Raw genomic sequence first — 20,785 nt, 5'->3', positions numbered from 1 at the left:
AGGCAAGGGCGCGAGTAGGCAATTGCTCTACTTTGCCCGACGTAGCGCTATTCCCTACTCCCGTACTGCCCTGTTCCCCTACTCCCCTAACTTACGCATCCTTCTCAGCCTGCTCGTTGACCGGCCCCGGCTCCACCGGCGCTTCGCTCGCCACATGCTTGGGGCCGCCCTTGGCGACGCCGACCATGGCCGGCCGCAGAACACGCTCGCCGATCGAATAGCCGGGCTGCACGACCTGCACGACTGTGTTGGCCGGTACGTCGGGATTGGGCACCTCGAACATCGCCTGGTGGAAATTCGGATCGAATTTCTCGCCCTCGGGCTCAAGCTTCTTCACGCCGTGGCGTTCCAGCGCCGACAGCATGGCGCGCTCGGTGATCTCGACGCCGTCGATCAGCGTCTTGAAGCCGGCATCGCCCGACGCCTTGGCCTCCTCGGGGATGGCATCCAGCGCACGGCGCAGATTGTCCGACACCGAAAGCATGTCGCGGGCAAAATTGGCAACCGCATAGGCGCGCGCATCGTGGACGTCCCGCGCGGTACGGCGGCGCAAATTCTCCATGTCGGCCGCGACGCGCAGCGCGCGATCCTTCAGCTCTTCGTTTTCCTTCAGAAGCCGCACAAGCGCCTCATAGTCGCCGTCGACGCCACCTTCCCTTGGCTCCGCGGCAGCCTCGGTCTTCTCGGCTTCATCGGGCGCGCGTTCGTCTTTTGCCTGGTCGCTCATCGCCGTTTCCCGTCATTTTCGAATGGTGTGGATTTGCGCCCGATATCGAGGTTTAGCGGCCAAAAATCAAGGGGCAAGCGATACTGCAGCCGCTGTCGCTGCTTGATGGCGGACGGCGCAGACCTTTCGATTTTAATTCAAACTTTACCGTACCCGACGGCTTTGCTTGCCGGGACACTACAATGCGGGAACCATTCCTCCCTTGGAAGAGTTTCGAAGCCGACACAGGATTTTGGATGATGCCCCGCAGGAATGGCGAAAAACGCGACGGGCTCGCCGCCGATATCCGGCGCCAGCTCGGCACCGAGGCGACCAAGCGCTTTCTGCGCACCTTACCGGCCTTCCGCACGGAGTCCGATATTCCCGACCGTCTGAAGGAATTGCTCGACCGCCTGGACGGCGTCGAAGCCAAGGTGGTCGCAGGCGGGCGCCGTCGGTAGACACCGTCGCCAGCAACGCGACCTGCGATTGCGGCCGCAATTCCTCGCCATCGCGCGACATTTACCCGCAGTAACTTTGCGTGATCTCCGCCTTGCGGCAGCGCGCCGCTCCGCCTATGTTTCATGATGAACATGATTTCCCCCGAAGCTGTGGCAAACAGCAAGCGCGCCTGGTTGAAGATCCTGTCGCGCTATAAAAAGCCCGACAGGCGTCGCAGCGCCGTCGAACTCGCCATCACCCTCATCCCCTTCGCCACGCTGTGGGCACTGTCCTCGGCCGCTTATGCCTATGGCCATTGGTGGGGTCTGGTCCTGATCCTTCCGGCAGCCGGCTTTCTGGTGCGTATCTTCATGATCCAGCACGATTGCGGCCACGGCTCCTTCTTTGCCAACCGCTATGCCGACGACTGGATCGGCCGCGTGCTTGGCGTGTTGACGCTGACGCCCTACGATTGCTGGCGCCGCGCCCACGCAACCCATCACGCCAGCGCCGGCAATCTCGACGAGCGCGGCACCGGCGACATCAAGACACTGACGGTCGCTGAATATCGGCAACTGTCATGGCGGGGCCGGCTCGCCTATCGCCTCTATCGCCATCCGCTGGTGATGTTTGGCCTTGGCCCGATATGGATCTTCATTTTCGAGCAGAGACTGCCCTTGGGCATGATGCGGGGCGGTTTCACCCCCTGGGTGTCGTCGATGTCGACCAATCTCGCCATCGCGGTCATCGCCGCGCTGCTCATCTGGTTCGTTGGCCCCGGCGCGTTCCTGGTCGTGCATTTGCCGATCGTCATCCTCGCCGGATCGGCCGGCATCTGGCTGTTTTATGTCCAGCATCAGTTCGAGGAGACGGAGTGGACAAAGGACTCCGAGTGGGAATTCCAGCACGCTGCCCTGCACGGTTCGTCCTATTACGACCTGCCGCCGGTGCTGAACTGGATCACCGGCAATATCGGCGTCCACCACGTGCATCACCTCTCGGCCAAGGTGCCATGCTACCGGCTTCCGGAAGTGTTGAGGGACTATCCGGAGCTGCGTGAGATCGGCCGCGTCACACTCCTCGACAGCCTGCGCTGCGTCAAGCTGGCGCTGTGGGACGAGAGTCGCAGCAAGCTGGTATCGTTCCGCGAAGCGCGGATGGCCGTGTAAAGCATACCGCCGCACCTAAAGCGCGTTGCGCTCGACCGGCCTCATGCGACGCGCTTTAGGTTGTCGTTTATGCATGCCGTTATCGCAAAACCGCTGACACTTTTGCGCGACATGCGTTAGGGGTGCGGCGGGCTCCACATTCCGAGCTTAAGCCGCCCGGCGCTGGTCGCGCATCAGGGTCTCGCCCTGGCGGATCTCGGTGCCCAGCACTTTCAGGCATTCGCGCATGAAGGCGGCAAGGCCCGGCCAGCCCTTCGCCGACACCAAATTGCCGTCGACATGGGCGCCGGTCGGCGCAACATCGATATAGATGCCGCCGGCCAGCGTGACTTCCGGCTCGCAATATTGCAGCGCCGCGACTTCCCTGCCGCGCACCACGCCGTCGACCGCGATCAGGATCTGCACGCCGTGGCAGATGGTGAAGATCGGTTTTCCCGTCTCATGGAAATGCCGCACCAGCGCCTGCACGCGCTTGTCGATGCGGATATATTCCGGCCCGCGCCCGCCCGCCGCGTAGACGGCATCGTAGTCGGCCGGATTGACCTCGGAAAACGTCTTGTTGAGGATGTAGTCGTGGCCGAGCTTTTCCGTATAGGTCTGGTGGCCCTCGAAGTCGTGCAGGGAGGTCTTCAGGATATCGCCGGCCTTCTTGTCGGGGCAAACGACATGGACGGTGTGGCCCACCGCATGCATGGCCTGTTCAAAGACGAAAATCTCGTACTCCTCGCTGAACTCGCCAACGAGCATCAATATCTTCTTGCCAGCCATACCCGGTTCCTCCCTTGTGGCCACATTTATTCGGATCGCGAAATAATGGGCCCATCCTAAGGCGGAGAGGCGCAAAATAAAAGGCTGAATCGGGAATGTGGTCCGACCAGATAGGGCTTCTGGCCCTCTGGAGCGGATCAGCCGGCGCGCACCCGCCGCCAGGAATATTTCGGGCCTTTGGCCTCCGGCTTCACCGCCGGCTGATAGAACAGCGGAAGTCCGCCGGTGCGGCCTTGCTCGAGCCGCTTCAGCAGCACCGGGTGCGATACCTCGAATTCATCGAAGCCGACGCGCAGCATATGCGGCAACTGATCGATCAGCACCTGCCCGGTGGCGCGCATAGCGCCTGCAAAATGATAACGGCTGCGCAGCAATTCGCCCTTGGAGAACGAGCGGCCGTCATTGAACGCCGGAAACGCCAGCGCCACCAGCGACAGCTGATCGAGCAGGCCTGCGATCTTCTCGAGCTGATCGCCGGGCTGCAGCAGCACACCGATGCGCTCCTTCGCCGACCGCCGCACCTCCGGATCGAGGCCCAGAAACGCCTGCAAGGGCAGGATGAAACGGCCATTGCCGACCAGCGCCTCGGCGCTTTCGGCATGAACCCACTCGTCCTCGCGGAACCCATCCGGTGTCCACAGCCGCATGGCGTTTTCGGCTATCAAGTCGCTCATCAAGAAAATTCCCAAGTCCAAAGATTCTAAAGTGCAAAACACCTCAGGGTGCGTTGAGATTCAGGTCAGGCCGAGCCGAAGGCGGGCGCGAAGCGACCAAACTGCGTGGCCTCCGAGAACCGGAGCGGAGCGTACTTTGGGTACGTGAGCGCCGGAAGCGCAGGAAGCCGCCGTTTGCAGGCCGGCTGAATATCAATATACCCTAAAGTGATGCGTCGGTCAGCGACCTTTCCAGCCCCGACAAGTGGATGCCGCATTCGGTCTTGGCGTGCCCGGCCCAGCGGCCGCTGCGCGCATCGTCGCCCGGTTGCACCGGCTGCGTGCATGGGAAACAGCCGATCGACAGATAGCCATAGGCGACCAGCGGGTTTTCACGCAGCGCATGCGCGCGCATGTAGCCGGCCTGGTCCGATGTCGTCCAGTGCGCCAGCGGATTGATGCGGATGCGCGAGCCGACCGCCTCGAACACCGGGAGCGCTGCCCGGGTCGCCGCCTGGAAGCGCTTGCGGCCGGTGAACCAGGCGCGGAACGGCTCGACGCCGCGCGCCAGCGGCTCGACTTTGCGCACGTCGCAGCAGGCGTCGGTGTCGGTCTCGTTCAGATTGCCGGTCGGGTCGATCCTTGCCAGCGCCGCATCGTCGGGCCTGATCACCCGGATATCGCTCAGCCCGAAATCGGCGGCCAGCGCGTCACGATAGCCGAGCGTCTCCTCGAAATGCTTGCCGGTGTCGAGAAAGATCACCGGCAGCGTGCGGTCGATCTCGGCGATCATGTGCAGCAGCACCGCCGAATCCGCGCCGAAGGACGAGACGGCGGCGATTTCGCCGTGAAAGAACTCCCGGGTCGACCGCTCGATGATCTCCAGCGGCTTCAGATGGCCGTAGAGCGCGTCGAGACCCGCCGCTTGGGCGGCGATGCCGGCCTCGACGTCGACGATACGGTCAAGCGGCCTTGGCTTCGCCAGCATAGAGCGCCTCCTTGAACGGCGCGGGACCGACTCGGCGGTAGGCGTCGATGAATCTTTCGTTTCTGTCCAGCCGAAGCCCGAGATAGGTCTCGACGATCTGCTCGATGGCATCGGTGATCTCTTCCGAACTGAAGCCGCGGCCGATGATCTCGCCGACCGAGGTGTTCTCGTCGGCCGAGCCGCCGAGCGTCACCTGGTAAAGCTCGGCGCCTTTCTTCTCGACGCCCAGGATGCCTATATGGCCGACATGGTGATGGCCGCAGGCATTGATGCAGCCGGAAATCTTCAGCTTCAATTCGCCGATGTCGCGCTGGCGCTCCAGCGAAGCAAAGCGCCGCGAGATTTCCTGTGCCACGGGAATGGAACGCGCCGTTGCCAGCGCGCAATAGTCGAGGCCGGGGCAGGAGATGATGTCGCTGATCAGGTTGGAATTGGCCGTCGCCAGCCCGATATCGACAAGCGCGTCATAGACCGCCTTGAGGTCGGCCCGCGCCACATGCGGCAGGATCAGGTTCTGCTCGTGACTGACGCGCAGCTCGTCGAATGAATATTTTTCGGCAATGTCGGCGACCGCTTCCATCTGGCTGTCGGAGGCATCGCCCGGCGTCTCGCCGATGCCCTTGAGCGAGATGGTCACCGCCGCGTAGTCGGGATGGCGATGGGTGACCACATTCTGATCCAGCCATTCGGAAAAGCTCTTGGAGTCGAGGCGGGCAAGCTTGACCGCCTCGTCGCCTTCCGGCCGGTCGACAAGCGGAGGCGGCGCGAAATACGCATCGATGGCGCGGATGTCTTCTTCCGGCAGCCTCAGCTCGGCGTCCTTCAACTCCTGCCATTCGGCCTCGACCTGGCGGGTGATCTCCTCGACGCCGGTCTCATGGACCAGGATCTTGATGCGCGCCTTGAACTTGTTGTCGCGCCGGCCGTAGAGGTTGTAAACGCGCAGGATCGCCGTGCAGTAGGACAACAGATCCGCTTCGGGCAGGAAATCGCGGATCTTCTTGGCGACCATCGGCGTGCGGCCTTGGCCGCCGCCGACATAGACAGCGAAACCGAGCTCGCCGGCGGCGTTCTTCTTCAGGTGCAGGCCGATGTCGTGCGTCTGGATGGCGGCGCGGTCGCGCTCGGCGCCGGTCACCGCGATCTTGAATTTTCGCGGCAGGAACGAGAACTCCGGATGCACCGAGGACCATTGCCGCAGGATTTCGGCATAGGGGCGCGGATCGGCAACCTCGTCAGCGGCGGCGCCGGCGAAGTGGTCGGCGGTGACGTTGCGGATGCAATTGCCGCTGGTCTGGATGGCGTGCATCTCGACGTTTGCCAGATCAGCCAGGATCGCCGGGATGTCCGACAGCGCCGGCCAGTTGAACTGGATGTTCTGGCGCGTCGTGAAATGGCCGTAACCTTTGTCGTATTTGCGGGCGATGTGGCCGAGCATGCGCAGCTGCTTGCTGTTCAGCGTGCCGTAGGGCACCGCGATGCGCAGCATATAGGCATGCAGCTGCAGATAGACGCCGTTCATCAGCCGAAGCGGCCGGAACTGGTCCTCGGTGATCTCGCCGGCAAGGCGCCGCGCAACCTGGTCGCTGAACTCGGCGACGCGGGCCTTGACGAAATCGTGGTCGAACTCATCGTAACGGTACATATTCAGGTCTTTCCGGGCGCGTCCGCCCGTTATTTTCTTCGTTCGAGCATGATCGGGATCATGCTTGTGTCATCTATGCCGCACGTGCGGCTTGCGGACGGGCCTGCTTGCCCAGGTCGTTGCGGGTGGTCGGGCCGGCGGCACGGATCCTTTCGCGCAACCGGACCGCTTCGACTGTGCCGTTGGCCACGGTCACGTCTATCAGGTTGACGTCGACCACTTCGTTGTTGGCGGAGGCCTTGGCGCCGATTGCCTCCAGCCGGTCCTCGGCCGCCTTGTCATGGGCGATGTCGGCATGGTCGATGATCTCGGCCCAGCCGCCATTGGCGTACCAGACGGCTATGCCGTCGGCGAGGCGGTTCGCGGTCAAGACTTTCATTGGCTCACTCCTTGCGCGGCAGCACTCGCCACGCTTTCCTGCCTGTGTGCCGCCAGCGGCTCGGACCGTTCGAAATTGGCGCCGGCGACCGCGTCGCCGATGATGGTCATCACCGGGCCGCTGAGGTCGGCGCGCACCTCCAGCGACGGCAGGTCGGCGAGCGTGCCGTGGAAACGGCGGCGGTTGGCAAGGCTGGCATTCTCGACCACGGCGACGGCCGTATCCGGCGACAGGCCGGCTTCGATCAGCCGGCCGGCGACCTCGGCGGCGACCGAGCGGCCCATATAGACGGCGACCGTCGCGCCGGAAATGGCGAGCTTTGCCCAGTCGGGCAGCGAATTTCCCTTGAGGTCATGGCCGGTGGTGAACACCATCGACGACGACACGCCGCGCAGCGTCAGCGGCAGTTCGAAATCGGCGGCGGCGGCGAAGGCCGCGGTGACGCCCGGAACCACTTCGTAGGCGACGCCGGCATCGCGAAGTGCCGCCATCTCCTCGCCGGCCCGGCCGAACACCAGCGGGTCGCCGGACTTCAGCCGCACGACACGCTTGCCGGCGTGGCCAAGCTCGACCAGCAGCGCATTGATCTCGGCCTGGCTCTTGGAATGGCAGCCCTTGCGCTTGCCGACCGGCAGGCGCTCGGCATCGCGACGGCCCATTGCGACGATCGCCTCCGGCACCAGCGCGTCATGGACGATCACGTCGGCTTCCATCAGCAGGCGATGGGCGCGCAGCGTCAAAAGGTCCTCGGCGCCTGGACCGGCGCCTACAAGCGCGATATGGCCCGATGCCGGTTCTGTCGAAAGCAGCAGGCCGACGGCCGCATCATGCGCCTGCGAAAGCTCGCCTGCCTCGACAGCGCGGGCCGGCGCGCCGCCAAAGAAATCGCTCCAGAAGCGGCGGCGGGCATTGCCCTTCGGCAGCAGTCTTTCGGCGGTGTCGCGAAAAGATGCGGCGAGCGCCGCGAGCGGCCCGAGCGAGGGCGCCAGCATGCGGTCGATGCGGCTGCGCAGCATCTGCGCCAGCACCGGGCCGGCACCTTCCGTGCCGATGGCAATGGCGACCGGCGCGCGGTTGACCAGTGCCGGCGTGAAGAAATCGCATAGCTCCGGCCGGTCGACGGCATTGACCGGAATGCCCAGCCGGCGCGCATCCCCGGCAACGCGGCGATCGAGCGCCTCGTCGCCGCTGGCGGCAAACACCATCACCGCACCATTGAGATGTGCTGCATCATAGACGTCGGCGATGTGGGCGGCCCCCGTCTCGGCCATAAAGGCCAGCAGCTCCGGGCTTGTTTCATCGCTGACGATGCGCAGCACAGCGCTCGACTGCGCGAGCAGCCGCGCCTTGGCCAGCGCTTCCTCTGCGCCGCCGACGATGGCTATGGCTTCGCCCTCGACCCGCATGAAGACGGGAAAGGCATTGAGCTTGGGTGTGGCTTGCGGCATGACGAGCGGAATCCTGGAACCGTTTGTCAGTTCTACGCGGGGGCGCGAAAAACCAGAAGGCACCCACTCGCGCATCGCTTCGTAGCAGGCAATCTCTTTTCTGCAAGCATGAAGGCCAAGAGAAAAATATTCCACATTCAAATGCGGGGCAGATTGAAGCTGCTGTTGCAGCCCTTGATCCGCTGCCTTTTTAGCGGCCGGAGGAGCTAACCACAAAACAGATTTTTCTAAATTCTATCAATTTAGTAGATTAAGCCGCCGGATGCTGACCGAGCGATCGACGGCAGCCCCGCACTCTCGCCGACCCCCGTCGGAGCACCGGGTCCGAGTGCCGGAACATTCCCGCCTCGGCACGCGTTTGCCCTATGGACCCAGGCCCGGTCACACCCCTGCGGCAAAGGCCCGGCGATGGGTTCGAAAAATCAAAAAGGAGCGCCCCATGAGCAACGTCAGACTGAAACGCGGACTGTGGATCGTGGTGGCAGATGGCGAAAAGGCGCTGTTCCTCGAGAACCGTGGAGACGTCCAATATCCCGACCTTCAGGTCGTGCACGAGATGGAGCAGGAAAATCCGGCAACCCGAGAACAAGGCACGGACCGCCCCGGCCGCTACAGCGACGGCCCTTCCGTCCACCGCAGTGCGGTCGAGGACACCGACTGGCACCGTCTCGGCAAGGAGCGTTTTGCCGAAGAGATTGCCGACAGGCTCTACAAGCTCGCGCACCGCGGCAGCTTCAAGGAGATCGTGCTGATCGCGCCGCCGCCGGTGCTGGGCGACATGCGCAGGAAACTGCACAAGGAGGTCACCGACAAGATAACGGCCGAAATTCCAAAGACGCTGACCAACCACAGCATACCCGATATCGAGAGCCTGCTGCAGGCGACCTGATCGGGCATCGGCGGCGTGCAACTTTCGTTTCCGTAGCAATCGCCTGCCTGGAGCAGGCCGCGCCGGGTGGCAACGCTTGCCGGCTCAACGCCTTTTTGCCGTCTTGCCATCGATTTCATGGGGATTGCGGGTTGTCTCGCAAATGTCCCAGCCTCCATACTGCCAAGGCGGCGGCCATTGGACGGCGCATATCCGACATCGCGATTCCTGAAGGCGCTCCATAGACAATGCCGCATGACACGCCCCTTATCGCCACCATCGTCGCCGGTCTGGGGCTGGCTTTCGTCTTCGGCGCACTTGCCAACCGTTTTCGCGTGCCGCCGCTGGTAGGCTATCTCATCGCCGGCGTTCTGGTTGGACCGAACACGCCGGGTTTCGTCGCCGATGCCGGCCTCGCCAATGAACTTGCCGAGATCGGCGTCATCCTGCTGATGTTCGGCGTCGGCCTGCATTTCTCGCTGAAGGACCTGTTGTCGGTCCGCGCCATCGCCGTGCCCGGCGCCATTGTGCAGATCGGCTTCGCGACAGCCCTCGGCGCCGGCCTTGCCTGGATGCTCGGCTGGTCGATCGGTGCGGGACTGGTCTTTGGCCTGGCGCTTTCCGTGGCCTCGACCGTGGTGCTGTTGCGCGCCCTGCAGGAGCGGCGGCTGATCGAGACCGAGCGCGGCCGCATCGCCGTTGGCTGGCTGATCGTCGAGGATCTGGCGATGGTGCTGGCGCTGGTGCTTTTGCCGGCGTTGGCCGGCGTGCTCGGCGGCCAAGAGCAGGTGGAGGTGCACTCCAGCGGTCTGCTGTCGCTGCCGGCGAGCTACGGCGTCTGGGGCGTCGTCGCCATCACACTGGCCAAGGTCGCGGCCTTTGTCGTGGTCATGCTGGTGGTCGGCCGCCGGCTTATCCCCTGGATCCTGCACTACGTCGCCCATACCGGATCGCGCGAACTGTTCCGGTTGGCGGTGCTTGCGATTGCGCTTGGCGTCGCCTTCGGCGCGGCCAAGCTGTTCGGCGTGTCGCTGGCTCTCGGCGCTTTCTTCGCCGGCATGATCATGAGCGAATCCGAGCTCAGCCACCGGGCGGCCGAGGAATCGCTGCCGCTGCGCGACGCCTTTTCCGTGCTGTTCTTCGTTTCAGTCGGCATGCTGTTCGACCCGTTCAGCGTGATCAGCAATGGCTGGCCGATCCTGGCGACGCTGGCCATCATCGTTGTCGGCAAGTCGCTGGCAGCCTTCGTCATCGTCGTCGTCTTCCGCTATCCGGTCGCAACCGCATTGATGATTTCGGCAAGCCTAGCCCAGATCGGCGAATTCTCGTTCATCCTGGCTGAACTCGGCGTCGAGCTGAAACTGCTGCCCGAACAAGGCCGCGACCTCATCCTCGCCGGCGCCATCCTGTCGATCGTCCTCAATCCGCTGATGTTTTTTGCCGTCGACCGGATGAAACCCTGGCTGGAAGCACGCGCCGGCAGGACGGCGCCGTCCGGCGAAGCAAGGCCGATCGGCCCGGCGACCGAGCCCGGCCAGGTGGCTTCGGTCGCGGCGCCTGCTAACGAGGATGGCCCACCGCCCAGGACGAGGCTGACCGGCCACACCATCCTGATCGGCTACGGCCGCGTCGGCAGCCTCGTCGGCACGGCGCTGAAGCAGGCCGCCCTGCCCTTCCTCGTCATCGAGGATGCCGACAAGACGCTGGCGAAGCTCAAGGCCGAAGGGGTCGAAACCGTACCCGGCAACGCGGCGAGTGGCGACGTGTTCGCCGCATCCAATCCCGAGGGGGCGAAGCGGCTGATCCTGGCCATTCCCAACGCCTTCGAGGCCGGGCAGGTCGTTCTGCGCGCCCGCGCCGCCAATCCGACAATCGAAATCATCGCCCGCGCCCATTCCGATGCCGAGGTCGAGCACCTCAAAAACCTTGGTGCCGACACCGTCATCATGGGCGAACGCGAGATCGCCCGCGGCATCGTCGAGGTGGTGACGGCAGCACCGAAAGCGCCCACGGCAGCCTAAGCCTGCGCCGCCCTGCCAGCGTTGCGGTCAAGCCCTTCTCCCCGTTCTTCACGGGAGAAGGTCCCGGCAGGGGGATGAGGGGCAGCGTCAACGATTGATCAAAACCAACCGCTCAAACGTGCTGGCCGCCATTGATATGGATTTCCGAGCCGGTCACGTAGGACGCCTGCTGCGAGCACAGGAAGAAGATGATGTCGGCGACTTCTGCCGTGGTGCCCAATCTTCTCAGCGGGATTGTCTCGACGATTTTTTCGGTGCCCGGCGACAGGATCGCGGTGTCGATCTCGCCCGGTGCGATCGCGTTGACGCGAATGCCGTGCGGGCCGAAATCATGCGCCATCTCGCGCGTCAGCGAGCCGAGTGCTGCCTTCGACGTCGCATAGGCGGTACCGGCGAAAGGATGCACGCGGGTGCCGGCGATCGAGGTGACGTTGACGATCGAGCCCTTGGCCGATGCCAGTTCCTTGAACAGTCCGCGCGCCAGCATGATCGGGGCGAAGAAATTCACCTGGAAGACGTCGCGCCAGACATGCATCGGCGTGTCGATAGAGTTCATGCGGCTGTTGCCGTCCTTGAGCTTCGGCGAGATGCCGGCATTGTTGACGAGCGCATGCAGCTGCCCGCCATGCGCCTCGAGCCGGTGGCGTATCTCGGAGATGGCGATGCCGACATCCTCCTGGTCGGCGAGGTCGACCTTGATATGGTCTTCGGGGCCGGCCGGCCACGGGCAGTCCTCGGCAAAGGCCTGGCGCGAGCAGGTGATGACGCGCCAGCCTTCGCGTGAAAAGCGCTTGACCGTGGCATGGCCGATGCCACGGCTGGCGCCGGTCAGCACGATGGTTTTTCTGGTGTCGGTCTCTGCCATTCGCGGTCTCCAAACGGGAGATGTAGCGGAACGCGGCAGCGGTGGCGAGGGGCCCGTCGCTCAGCCGCCTGTCAGAATGTCCAATATCGAGGTCTGCCGCTTCTTGACCGGGCCGCCGACATTGCCGGGCGGCACCGGGTGCTTGATCGATCCGGTGGCGCTGTCGACGCCCGGCATGGCCAGGCCGCCGGCATCGACTGTCTCGGCAGAACGCACGGGACGCGAAGCCGACTGGGTAGCTGCCACAGGCGGCGCCGATTGGCCGACGGAAGCGACCGGCGCCGGCGGCGGCGTGTCGGACGGTATGTCGTCCGGCACGATGGTGTCGGGCGGCGTCGACTTCCAGGTTCCGGGCAGCGGTCGCACCGGCACGCCCTCATGCGCGGCGACCATGAACTCGTGCCAGGCCTGCGCCGGCAGCGCGCCGCCGGTGACCTTCTTCATCGCGCTGCCGTCATCATTGCCGAACCAGACGCCGGTGGTCAGATTGGCGGTATAGCCGATGAACCACGCGTCGCGCGAATTCTGGCTGGTGCCGGTCTTGCCGGCCGCCGGCCAGGCGAACGCCGCCTTCCTGGCCGTGCCGATCTCGACCGTGCCGGTCATCATCGAGTTCATCATGCCGACAACATCGGGATTGACGACCCGCGGCGCACCGCCGCCATTGTTTTCGTAGAGCACCTTGCCGTCGCTCGTCGTGACGCGGCGGATGAAATGGATGTCCGGCTTGTAACCGCCATTGGCGAAGGGAACATAGGCCGAGGTCAGTTCCAGCGGCGTCACTTCCGAGGTGCCGAGCGCGATCGAGGTGTTGGCCGTCAGCTCGGACTGGACGCCCATGCGGTGCGCCGCCTCGACCACCGCATTCGGCCCGACTTCCATGGTCAGCTGCGCGGCCACCGAGTTCAGCGATTTTGCCAGCGCCGTCGCCAGCGTCACCTTGCCGAAATATTTGCCGCCGTAATTGTCGGGCGTCCAGTTGCCGATCTTGATCGGCGCGTCGTTGCGCACGCTGTCGGGCGTGCGGCCGGATTCCAGCGCCGCCATGTAGACGAACGGCTTGAACGCCGACCCCGGCTGGCGGCGCGCTTCCGAGGCGCGGTCGAACTGGCTGGTCGAATAGTCGTAACCGCCGACCATCGCGCGCACCGCGCCGGAATTGTCGATCGACACCAGCGCGCCCTGGCTGACATTGAGCTTCTTGCCGCTCTGGTCGATCAGCCGGCGGATCGATTGCTCGGCGAGTTTCTGCAGCGTCAGGTCGACGGTCGTGTCGACGACGATATCGCGGCGCACGTCGCCGATCAGGTCGGGCAGTTCTTCCATGATCGTATCGGCGACGTAGTTTTCCGAGCCGGTCCAGTAGGACGGCGCGCGTGTCGCCGGCGCGCTCATCGCCGTGGTCTGCTCCTTGGCGCTGATCTTGCCCTCGTCGCGCATCGCGGCGAGCACCAGCTGCGAGCGCGGCTCGGCCGCCTTCGGGTCGCGCGCGGGCGACAGCCGCGACGGCGCCTTGAGCAGGCCGGGGAGAAGGGCAGCCTCCGACAGCGTGACGTCACGCGCGCTCTTGCCGAAATAGCGGCGCGAGGCCGCTTCGACACCATAGGCGCCGGAGCCGAAATAAACCCGGTTGAGGTACATTTCGAGGATCTGGTCCTTCGTATGCTTGTGCTCCAGCCACAGCGCCAAGAGCACTTCCTGCACCTTGCGTTCCAGCGTGCGGTCCGGCGTCAGGAACAGGTTCTTGGCCAGCTGCTGGGTCAGCGTCGAGCCGCCCTGCGAAAAATGCCCGCCCAGCACATTGGTCACCATCGCCCGGGAAAGGCCGATCGGGTCGATGCCGAAATGCGAATAGAAGCGGCGGTCTTCGATGGCGATGACGGCCTCGGGAATATAGGGCGACATTTCGTGCAGGCCGACGGCCTCGCCGCCGCTCATGCCGCGATTGCCAAGCAGCTGGCCGTCGACCGAGACGATCTTGATGTTGGGGGCGCGGTCGGGAATGGCCCAGGTGGTGGCCGCCGGCATTTTCGCGCCGTAATAGACGACGATGCCGGCGGTGGCGATGCCGCCCCAGATGGCCAGCACGAAGCACCAGTAGAACAGCCGGGCAAGCACGCCGAACACGCCGCGCCGGCTTTTGCCGCGCCCGCCGCGCGGCGGCTTGACCTTGGACGATTTGCGCTTTGCAGCGGCTTTTCGGTTGCTCGGCACGACGCGGTCCTCCTCGCTTACCGAAAAACCGGCCGAGGATCTCGCCCCCGGCGATGCCTCGAAGCTGGGCTCGATGCGGCTGTCTTTCCGGTTCGCCATGCGCTGTGCTGTCTTCCCCATGCCTATGGCGTTGGGGTTGAAGACTAGATGCGGCGGTTTAAAGGCGGGTTAAGTCGGGAAAAATCGAAGTAAACTGTATTCAGTCGCTTGCCGAACGGCTGCGGCCCGCGACAGCGCCAAAGCCGGAAATGAAAAACCCGCCTCGGCGGGCGGGTCGTTGGAGCCAATGAGCACCATAGCGAAATTAGTAGCATAGCTGCCGGCACAAAGCAAGAACAAAATGCGCGTTGCCTCAGAATAATCACTTCAGTTCGGCGGTTGCGACAACCCTCAGTCGTCGGCATCCGCATCGTCGGAGGCCGGCCGCCAGCTGATCGGCTCGATCTTCCTTTGCGTATGGCCGTCCGTATAGGCCCACCAGCCAGCGTCGCTTTCGTCCCAGTCGCCGCCTGCCGCCTTCAGCCGGTCGAGCGAACGGTATTGCGCGATGCTCTCGTTCATCACGCCGTCGCTGTCCTGCCAGTAGACGGTGACCTTGGAACCGTCCTTCGGTGCCGTTTCGATTGATTTTCGGGCAGCCATTTTCATTTCTCCCGGTGAAGCGAACGGAACGCCGGGATAAGCGTCCGGTTCCTGGCCGATGGCCTTTAGGAGAATTCGCTCCGGCGAGACATATGGCGTGGTTTTTCGAGAACCGGAGCGCAGCGGACATTTGGGTCCGTGAGCACCGGAAGCGGAGAAAACTGCGCCAGATGGCCGTCGGAGTAGAATTATCATGAAGGCCATCAGCTGTGGGCGAAGATGTCCTCTTCATCCCAGCCCATCAGGTCGAGTTTCGCACGCGTCGGCAGGAAGCGGAAGCAGGCATCGGCCTCCCTGGTCCGGTTGTCGCGCGCCAGACGCGCGCTCAGCACGTCGCGCAGCCGGTGCAAATAGAGCACGTCGGAGGCGGCATATTCGAGTTGCTCGGGCGACAGCGTCTCGGCGGCCCAGTCCGATGATTGCTGCGCCTTCGACAGGCCGATCCCGAGAAGCTCGAAGCAGATGTCCTTCAGCCCGTGCCGGTCGGTGTAGGTGCGCGTCAGCCGCGACGCGATCTTGGTGCAGAACACCGGCTCCGGCATGACGCCGAAGGCATTGTAGAGAACGGCGAGATCGAAGCGGCCGTAATGGAACAGCTTGGTGATGCTGCGGTTCTTGAGCAGGCTGACGAGGTTCGGCGCCTTCTTCTGGCCGGGCGCGATCTGGATGACGTCGGCCGAGCCGTCGCCCGGCGAGATCTGCACGACGCAGAGCCGGTCGCGATGCGGGTTCAGCCCCAGCGTCTCGGTGTCGATGGCGACCGCCCCGACATCGTAATGCAGCAGGCCGGGCAGATCGTTTTTGTGGAAACGTATGTCGCTCATCGTCTTCTCCGGTCGCGGCCCCGTGCAGCGATGCGCGACGGACCGTGCCCGTCCTTGCCGCGATCCGGCGAAAAATCAACAAAAACTTGAATCTGGCGTAATTTCAGCGTGTCAGCGCCTCGAGAATGCGCGCCCAGGAGCGCTGGCCCTTGTGGAAGGAGCTCATCTCGTACTTCTCGTTCGGCGAGTGGATGCGGTCGTCGTCGAGGCCGAAACCGACGAGCAGCGACTCCATGCCGAGATAAGTCTGGAAATCGCCGACCACCGGGATCGAGCCGCCGCTGCCGGTCACCACCGCCGGCTTCGGCCATTCGTCGGACAGCGCCTGCTTGGCCTTGGCGAGGAAGGGCGAGTCGTAGGACAGCTGGATCGCCGGCGAGCCGCCATGCGGATGAAATTCGACCGAGCAGTCGGCCGGAACGCGCTGCCTGGCAAATGCCTGGAAGGCGGCGCGGATTTTTTCCGGATCCTGTTTGTGGACCAGGCGGAAGGAGATTTTTGCCGAGGCTTGCGCGGCGATCACCGTCTTGAAGCCCTTGCCGGTATAGCCGCCGATAATGCCGTTGAACTCGGCCGTCGGTCGCGCCCAGGTCAGTTCGAGCACCGAGCGGCCCTTTTCGCCGGACGGGATCGACAGGCCGATCGGGCCGAGGAAGGTCTCGGCCGTCTCACCGAGCGACAGCCACGACTGCAATATCTGCGACGGCGTTTCCTCGACGCCGTCATAAAAACCCGGAATGGTGACGTGACCATCCGCATCGTGGATGTCGGCCAGAATTTTTGCCAGGATGCGGATCGGATTGGCGGCCGCACCGCCATAGAGCCCGGAATGCAGGTCGCGGTCGGCGGCAGTCACCGTAATCTCCTCGCCGACCAGCCCGCGCAGCGAGACGCAGATCGACGGCGTATCGCGGTCCCACATGCCGGTGTCGCAGACCAGCGCGAAAACGGCCTTGAGCTCATCCGCATTCGCCTCGAGAAACGGCTTCAGCGACGGCGATCCGGACTCCTCCTCGCCCTCGAACAGGATTGTGATTCGGCACGGCAATCCGCCATGCACCTGCTTCCACGCGCGGCAGGCCTCGACGAAGGTCATCAGCTGGCCCTTGTCGTCGGCCGCGCCGCGGCCGGTGATCACCTTGTGGCCGGGCTCGATCTCCTTGACCGCCGGCGCGAACGGGTCGCTTTCCCACAGCTCGATCGGATCGACCGGCTGGACGTCGTAATGGCCGTAAAACAGCAAATGCGGCGCGCCCGCCGGCCCATCGTGATGCGCGACCACCATCGGATGGCCTGGTGTGTCGCGCACGCTGGCGTCGAAGCCGATCAGCTTGAGCTCGGCGACCAGCCATTCGGCGGCCTTGCGGCAGTCGGCGGCGTAGTCCGGATCGGTGGAGATCGACTTGATGCCGAGCAGGCCGAACAGGCGTTCCAGGCTCTGGTCGAAGTTCTTGTCGAGGCGGTCGAGAACAGGGGAAACTGCGGACATCTGGCGGGCCTTTCGATTCTGGCGGCGAATCTAGAGCCCATGTTGCGAAACGGAAAGCCCGCGACCGTTGGGCCACAGCTTCCTGTCCAAAGGCAAAAAAATGCCGCCGTGGTGGAGGGAACCACGGCGGCCTCTACTCGAAACGATGCGGCAGCCCGGAGAGGGGGGATAGGCTGCCGCAAGTGTCCGGGATAGGCGGGGGACGGGCCTTGCTCCGGACTTCGGCGAAAACTGCCGATGGCGTTTATCTGTGTCTGCGAACGTGGCGATTCAAGGGCACAAAAATTACACTTTTGTAACATAGGCGTGAGCGAACAAAGCTCCGGCCAGGCCGCATGGCAGGCCAGGCTCGCACGCCATTTGTCAGGGTGTTGCCGGAACCCTTGGCAGAAGCCGCCTTTGGCATGGACCGCGGCGCTGCGCCGCGCTATTCCCTCGTGCCATGAAAAAAGGCGATCATCTCTTCCTTGTCGACGGCTCCGGCTACATCTTCCGTGCCTATCACGCGCTGCCGCCGCTGTCCCGCAAGTCCGACGGGCTGCCGACCAGTGCCGTGCTCGGCTTCTGCAACATGGTCTGGAAGCTGACGCAGGACGCCCGCAACACCGATGTCGGCATCGTGCCGACGCATTTCGCCGTGATTTTCGACTATTCGTCGAAGACCTTCCGCAACGACCTCTACCCCGAATACAAGGCCAACCGCTCGGCGCCGCCGGAAGATTTGATCCCGCAATTCGGCCTGATCCGCCAGGCGACCAGGGCCTTCAACCTGCCATGCCTTGAGACGAAAGGCTACGAGGCCGACGATTTGATCGCCACCTATTGCCGGCTTGCCTGCGAAGCCGGCGCCGACACCACCATCATCTCTTCCGACAAGGATCTGATGCAACTGGTCGGCCCAACGGTTGCCATGTACGACCCGATGAAGGACCGCCAGATCGGCGTTTCCGAGGTGATCGAGAAATGGGGCGTGCCGCCACAGAAAATGATCGACCTGCAGGCGCTGACCGGCGATTCGGTCGACAATGTGCCGGGCGTGCCCGGCATCGGGCCGAAGACGGCAGCGCAATTGCTCGAACAGTTCGGCGACCTCGACACGCTGCTCGCCCGCGCCGGCGAGATCAAGCAGGACAAGCGGCGCGAATCGATCATCGCCAATGCCGACAAGGCACGCATTTCGCGTGACCTGGTGAGGCTGAAGAACGACGTGCCGGTGACCGAAGGGCTTGACGAGTTCGTGTTGCATGCGCCGGACGGCCCCAGGCTGATCGGCTTCCTCAAGACCATGGAATTCTCGACGCTGACCCGCCGCGTGGCCGAAGCGACCGGAACCGACGCCGGCGACGTTCCAGCCACCCCCGTCACCATAGAGCGTGCCGATACCGCGCATGGCCCCGATATGGGTTTTGGCGTGCCCGCGGCCGCCGAGAGCGCACCGCCGTCGGACGAAGCGGCACTCGAAGCTCCGGCCGCAGCCAAGCAAGGCGACACCCCATCCCTGCTTTCGGCGCTTCGCCTGGAGGCTGCCACCGCCCGCAAGATCGACACCGGCGCCTACACCTGCATCCGCGACGCCGCGACGCTGAAGGCCTGGATCGCCGAGGCGATGGAGAGAGGCATCGTCGCCTTCGACGTTAAGACGTCCTCGCCCGATCCGATGCGGGCCGAACTGATCGGCCTTGCCATGGCCGTCGCGCCCGGCCACGCCGCCTACGTGCCGCTTGCTCACAAAAACGGCAATGGCGACCTGCTCGGCGGCGGCGCGGTCGAAGACCAGATCCCGGTCCGCGACGCGCTGGCGTTGCTCAAGCCGCTGCTCGAGGACAAATCCGTCCTCAAGATCGTGCACGACATGAAATACCGCCTTGTCGTCATGAGCCGTCACGGCATCGAGATCGGCCCCTATGACGACACCATGCTGATCTCCTACGTGCTCGAGGCCGGAACCCACGGTGGCCACGGCCTGGAGGCGCTGGCCGATAAATGGCTCGGCCACGCGACCATTCCGCTGAAGGAACTGGCCGGTTCGGGAAGAAGCTTCATCGGCCTCGATCAGGCCGACCTCGGCAAGGCGACGGCTTACGGGGCCGAGCACGCCGACGTCGCGCTCAGGCTCTGGCAGGTGCTGAAGCCACGGCTTGCCGCCAAGGGCCTGGTCTCGGTCTATGAACGGCTTGAACGGCCGTTGGTGCCGGTCCTGGCACGGATGGAGCAGCGCGGCATCTCCGTCGACCGGCAGATCCTGTCGCGGCTCTCCGGCGAACTGGCACAGGGTGCCGCACGGCTCGAGGACGAGATCTACCAGCTGGTCGGCGAACGCATCAACATCGGCTCGCCAAAACAGCTCGGCGACATCCTGTTCGGCAGGATGGGTCTGCCCGGCGGTTCAAAAACCAAGACCGGCCAGTGGTCGACCTCGGCGCAGCTTCTCGAAGACCTCGCCGCCGAAGGCCACGAATTGCCGCGCAAGATCGTCGACTGGCGCCAGCTGACCAAGCTGAAATCGACCTATACCGATGCGCTGCCCGGCTTCATCCATCCCGACACCAAGCGCGTCCACACCTCCTACGCGCTTGCCGCGACGACGACCGGGCGGCTGTCGTCCTCGGATCCCAATCTGCAGAACATTCCGGTGCGCACCGTCGAGGGTCGAAAGATCAGGACGGCCTTCATCGCCGACAAGGGCAACAAGCTGGTTTCCGCCGACTACAGCCAGATCGAATTGCGCGTGCTCGCCCACGTCGCCGAAATCCCGCAGCTCAAGCAGGCCTTCGCCGATGGCGCCGACATCCACGCCATCACCGCGTCTGAAATGTTCAACGTGCCGGTCGAGGGCATGCCTTCGGAAGTGCGCCGCCGTGCCAAGGCGATCAATTTCGGCATCATCTACGGCATTTCGGCCTTTGGCCTCGCCAACCAGCTGTCGATCGCGCGCGAGGAAGCCGGCGACTACATCAAGAAATATTTCGAGCGCTTCCCCGGCATCCGCGACTATATCGATGCGACCAAGGCCTATGCCCGCGAGCACGGCTTCGTCGAGACCATCTTCGGCCGCCGCATCCACTATCCGGAGATACGGTCGTCGAACCCTTCGGTCCGTGCCTTCAACGAGCGCGCCTCGATCAACGCCCGCCTGCAGGGCACCGCCGCCGACATCATCCGTCGCGCCATGATCCGTATGGACGAGGCGCTGGAAAAAGCCAGGCTTTCTGCCCGCATGCTGCTGCAGGTGCATGACGAGCTGGTTTTCGAGACGGTCGAAGCCGAGGTCGAGGCGACGATCCCGGTCGTCTGCCACGTCATGGAGAACGCCGCCATGCCGGCGGTATCGATGTCGGTGCCGCTGCACGTCGACGCCCGCGCCGCCAACAACTGGGAAGAGGCGCATTAGGGCCGTGCTTCGTCATCCTAGGGCGGAGCGAACGCGAAGCGAAGCGCAGACCCTAGGATTCCATGCCGTGACATCAGAGTGTTGCTGCGGTGCAGAACTTTTGATGCAGGCTGGACAAGGAAGGTGTGAAGGATCGCTATAGAGCGCTTCATTCTGAGCCGCTACATTCTTCGGCTGATGTAACGGCATGATGGGGTGGACGGCGCCCGACGGCATCGGATGTGCCAGAATGAGTTCGTTGAGATCTCAAACAAGGGAGCCGTCCGTGGAACAC

At 64.0% G+C, this 20,785-nt stretch carries 17 protein-coding genes; 5 read left to right on the top strand and 12 right to left on the bottom strand.

The window, feature by feature from the left end; translation table 11 throughout:
- Window positions 1-91: 91 nt before the first annotated feature.
- Complete coding sequence (gene grpE, locus NKI72_RS18290; RefSeq protein WP_352502644.1) at window positions 92-727, bottom strand: nucleotide exchange factor GrpE; 636 nt, start codon at window positions 725-727, stop codon at window positions 92-94.
- Between the two features lie 236 nt (window positions 728-963).
- On the opposite strand from grpE, the gene NKI72_RS18285 reads away from it, so the two are divergent.
- Entirely contained in the window at window positions 964-1,167 is a 204-nt protein-coding gene (locus NKI72_RS18285) for a hypothetical protein (protein ID WP_023675249.1), read from the top strand.
- 126 nt (window positions 1,168-1,293) lie between these two features.
- Window positions 1,294-2,316, top strand: a complete 1,023-nt coding sequence (locus NKI72_RS18280; RefSeq protein ID WP_352469420.1) for a fatty acid desaturase — start codon at window positions 1,294-1,296, stop codon at window positions 2,314-2,316.
- Window positions 2,317-2,463: 147 nt separating this feature from the next.
- On the opposite strand, the gene NKI72_RS18275 is transcribed toward NKI72_RS18280, so the two are convergent.
- From NKI72_RS18275 to cysG, 6 genes are all read right to left on the bottom strand, one after another.
- On the bottom strand, window positions 2,464-3,084 hold the full coding sequence (locus NKI72_RS18275) for a DJ-1/PfpI family protein (protein WP_352502643.1): 621 nt from the start codon (window positions 3,082-3,084) through the stop codon (window positions 2,464-2,466).
- Between the two features lie 137 nt (window positions 3,085-3,221).
- Window positions 3,222-3,758: a DUF934 domain-containing protein gene (locus NKI72_RS18270; RefSeq protein ID WP_352539420.1), complete on the bottom strand. Its 537-nt coding sequence runs from the start codon at window positions 3,756-3,758 to the stop codon at window positions 3,222-3,224.
- A 202-nt stretch (window positions 3,759-3,960) separates the two neighbouring features.
- Entirely contained in the window at window positions 3,961-4,725 is a 765-nt protein-coding gene (locus NKI72_RS18265; protein ID WP_352448339.1) for a phosphoadenylyl-sulfate reductase, read from the bottom strand.
- The gene (locus tag NKI72_RS18260; protein WP_352834506.1) at window positions 4,700-6,370 is read right to left on the bottom strand and encodes a nitrite/sulfite reductase; all 1,671 of its coding nucleotides are present in this window, start codon (window positions 6,368-6,370) and stop codon (window positions 4,700-4,702) included. Before NKI72_RS18260 ends, NKI72_RS18265 begins: the two co-directional genes overlap by 26 nt.
- A 73-nt stretch (window positions 6,371-6,443) precedes the next feature.
- Entirely contained in the window at window positions 6,444-6,749 is a 306-nt protein-coding gene (locus NKI72_RS18255) for a DUF2849 domain-containing protein (RefSeq protein WP_352834503.1), read from the bottom strand.
- Window positions 6,746-8,197, bottom strand: coding sequence for a siroheme synthase CysG (gene cysG, locus NKI72_RS18250; RefSeq protein ID WP_352834500.1), 1,452 nt, complete (start codon window positions 8,195-8,197; stop codon window positions 6,746-6,748). Before cysG ends, NKI72_RS18255 begins: the two co-directional genes overlap by 4 nt.
- 439 nt (window positions 8,198-8,636) lie before the next feature.
- Between cysG and NKI72_RS18245 the strand changes: the two genes are divergently transcribed.
- Window positions 8,637-9,086 carry a baeRF12 domain-containing protein gene (locus NKI72_RS18245; RefSeq protein WP_352448343.1) on the top strand — a complete coding sequence of 150 codons (450 nt, stop codon included), beginning with the start codon at window positions 8,637-8,639 and terminating at the stop codon, window positions 9,084-9,086.
- 227 nt (window positions 9,087-9,313) lie between these two features.
- Window positions 9,314-11,086, top strand: coding sequence for a cation:proton antiporter domain-containing protein (locus NKI72_RS18240; protein ID WP_352834497.1), 1,773 nt, complete (start codon window positions 9,314-9,316; stop codon window positions 11,084-11,086).
- Window positions 11,087-11,198: 112 nt separating this feature from the next.
- Here the strand turns inward: NKI72_RS18240 and NKI72_RS18235 are convergent, their stop codons facing one another.
- The 5 genes from NKI72_RS18235 to NKI72_RS18215 all read right to left on the bottom strand — a co-directional run bounded on the left by NKI72_RS18235 (window position 11,199) and on the right by NKI72_RS18215 (window position 17,120).
- Window positions 11,199-11,951, bottom strand: a complete 753-nt coding sequence (locus tag NKI72_RS18235; RefSeq protein WP_023675240.1) for an SDR family NAD(P)-dependent oxidoreductase — start codon at window positions 11,949-11,951, stop codon at window positions 11,199-11,201.
- 60 nt (window positions 11,952-12,011) lie between these two features.
- Complete coding sequence (locus NKI72_RS18230) at window positions 12,012-14,264, bottom strand: transglycosylase domain-containing protein (protein ID WP_352850477.1); 2,253 nt, start codon at window positions 14,262-14,264, stop codon at window positions 12,012-12,014.
- 291 nt (window positions 14,265-14,555) lie between these two features.
- Window positions 14,556-14,807 (bottom strand): hypothetical protein, encoded by a 252-nt coding sequence (locus NKI72_RS18225; protein WP_352469413.1) that lies wholly within the window; start codon window positions 14,805-14,807, stop codon window positions 14,556-14,558.
- A gap of 203 nt (window positions 14,808-15,010) precedes the next feature.
- The gene (locus NKI72_RS18220) at window positions 15,011-15,631 is read right to left on the bottom strand and encodes a ribonuclease D (protein ID WP_254816792.1); all 621 of its coding nucleotides are present in this window, start codon (window positions 15,629-15,631) and stop codon (window positions 15,011-15,013) included.
- A gap of 103 nt (window positions 15,632-15,734) precedes the next feature.
- Window positions 15,735-17,120, bottom strand: a complete 1,386-nt coding sequence (locus NKI72_RS18215) for a M20/M25/M40 family metallo-hydrolase (RefSeq protein ID WP_352850476.1) — start codon at window positions 17,118-17,120, stop codon at window positions 15,735-15,737.
- A gap of 442 nt (window positions 17,121-17,562) precedes the next feature.
- Here NKI72_RS18215 and polA point away from each other — a divergent pair, with 442 nt between their 5' ends.
- Complete coding sequence (gene polA, locus NKI72_RS18210) at window positions 17,563-20,511, top strand: DNA polymerase I (protein WP_352834488.1); 2,949 nt, start codon at window positions 17,563-17,565, stop codon at window positions 20,509-20,511.
- Window positions 20,512-20,785 lie beyond the last annotated feature (274 nt).

Origin of the sequence: Mesorhizobium sp. M0437, from assembly GCF_040321335.1 — a bacterium.
GTDB lineage: Bacteria > Pseudomonadota > Alphaproteobacteria > Rhizobiales > Rhizobiaceae > Mesorhizobium.
This window is presented reverse-complemented; position numbering and strand designations above follow the sequence as displayed.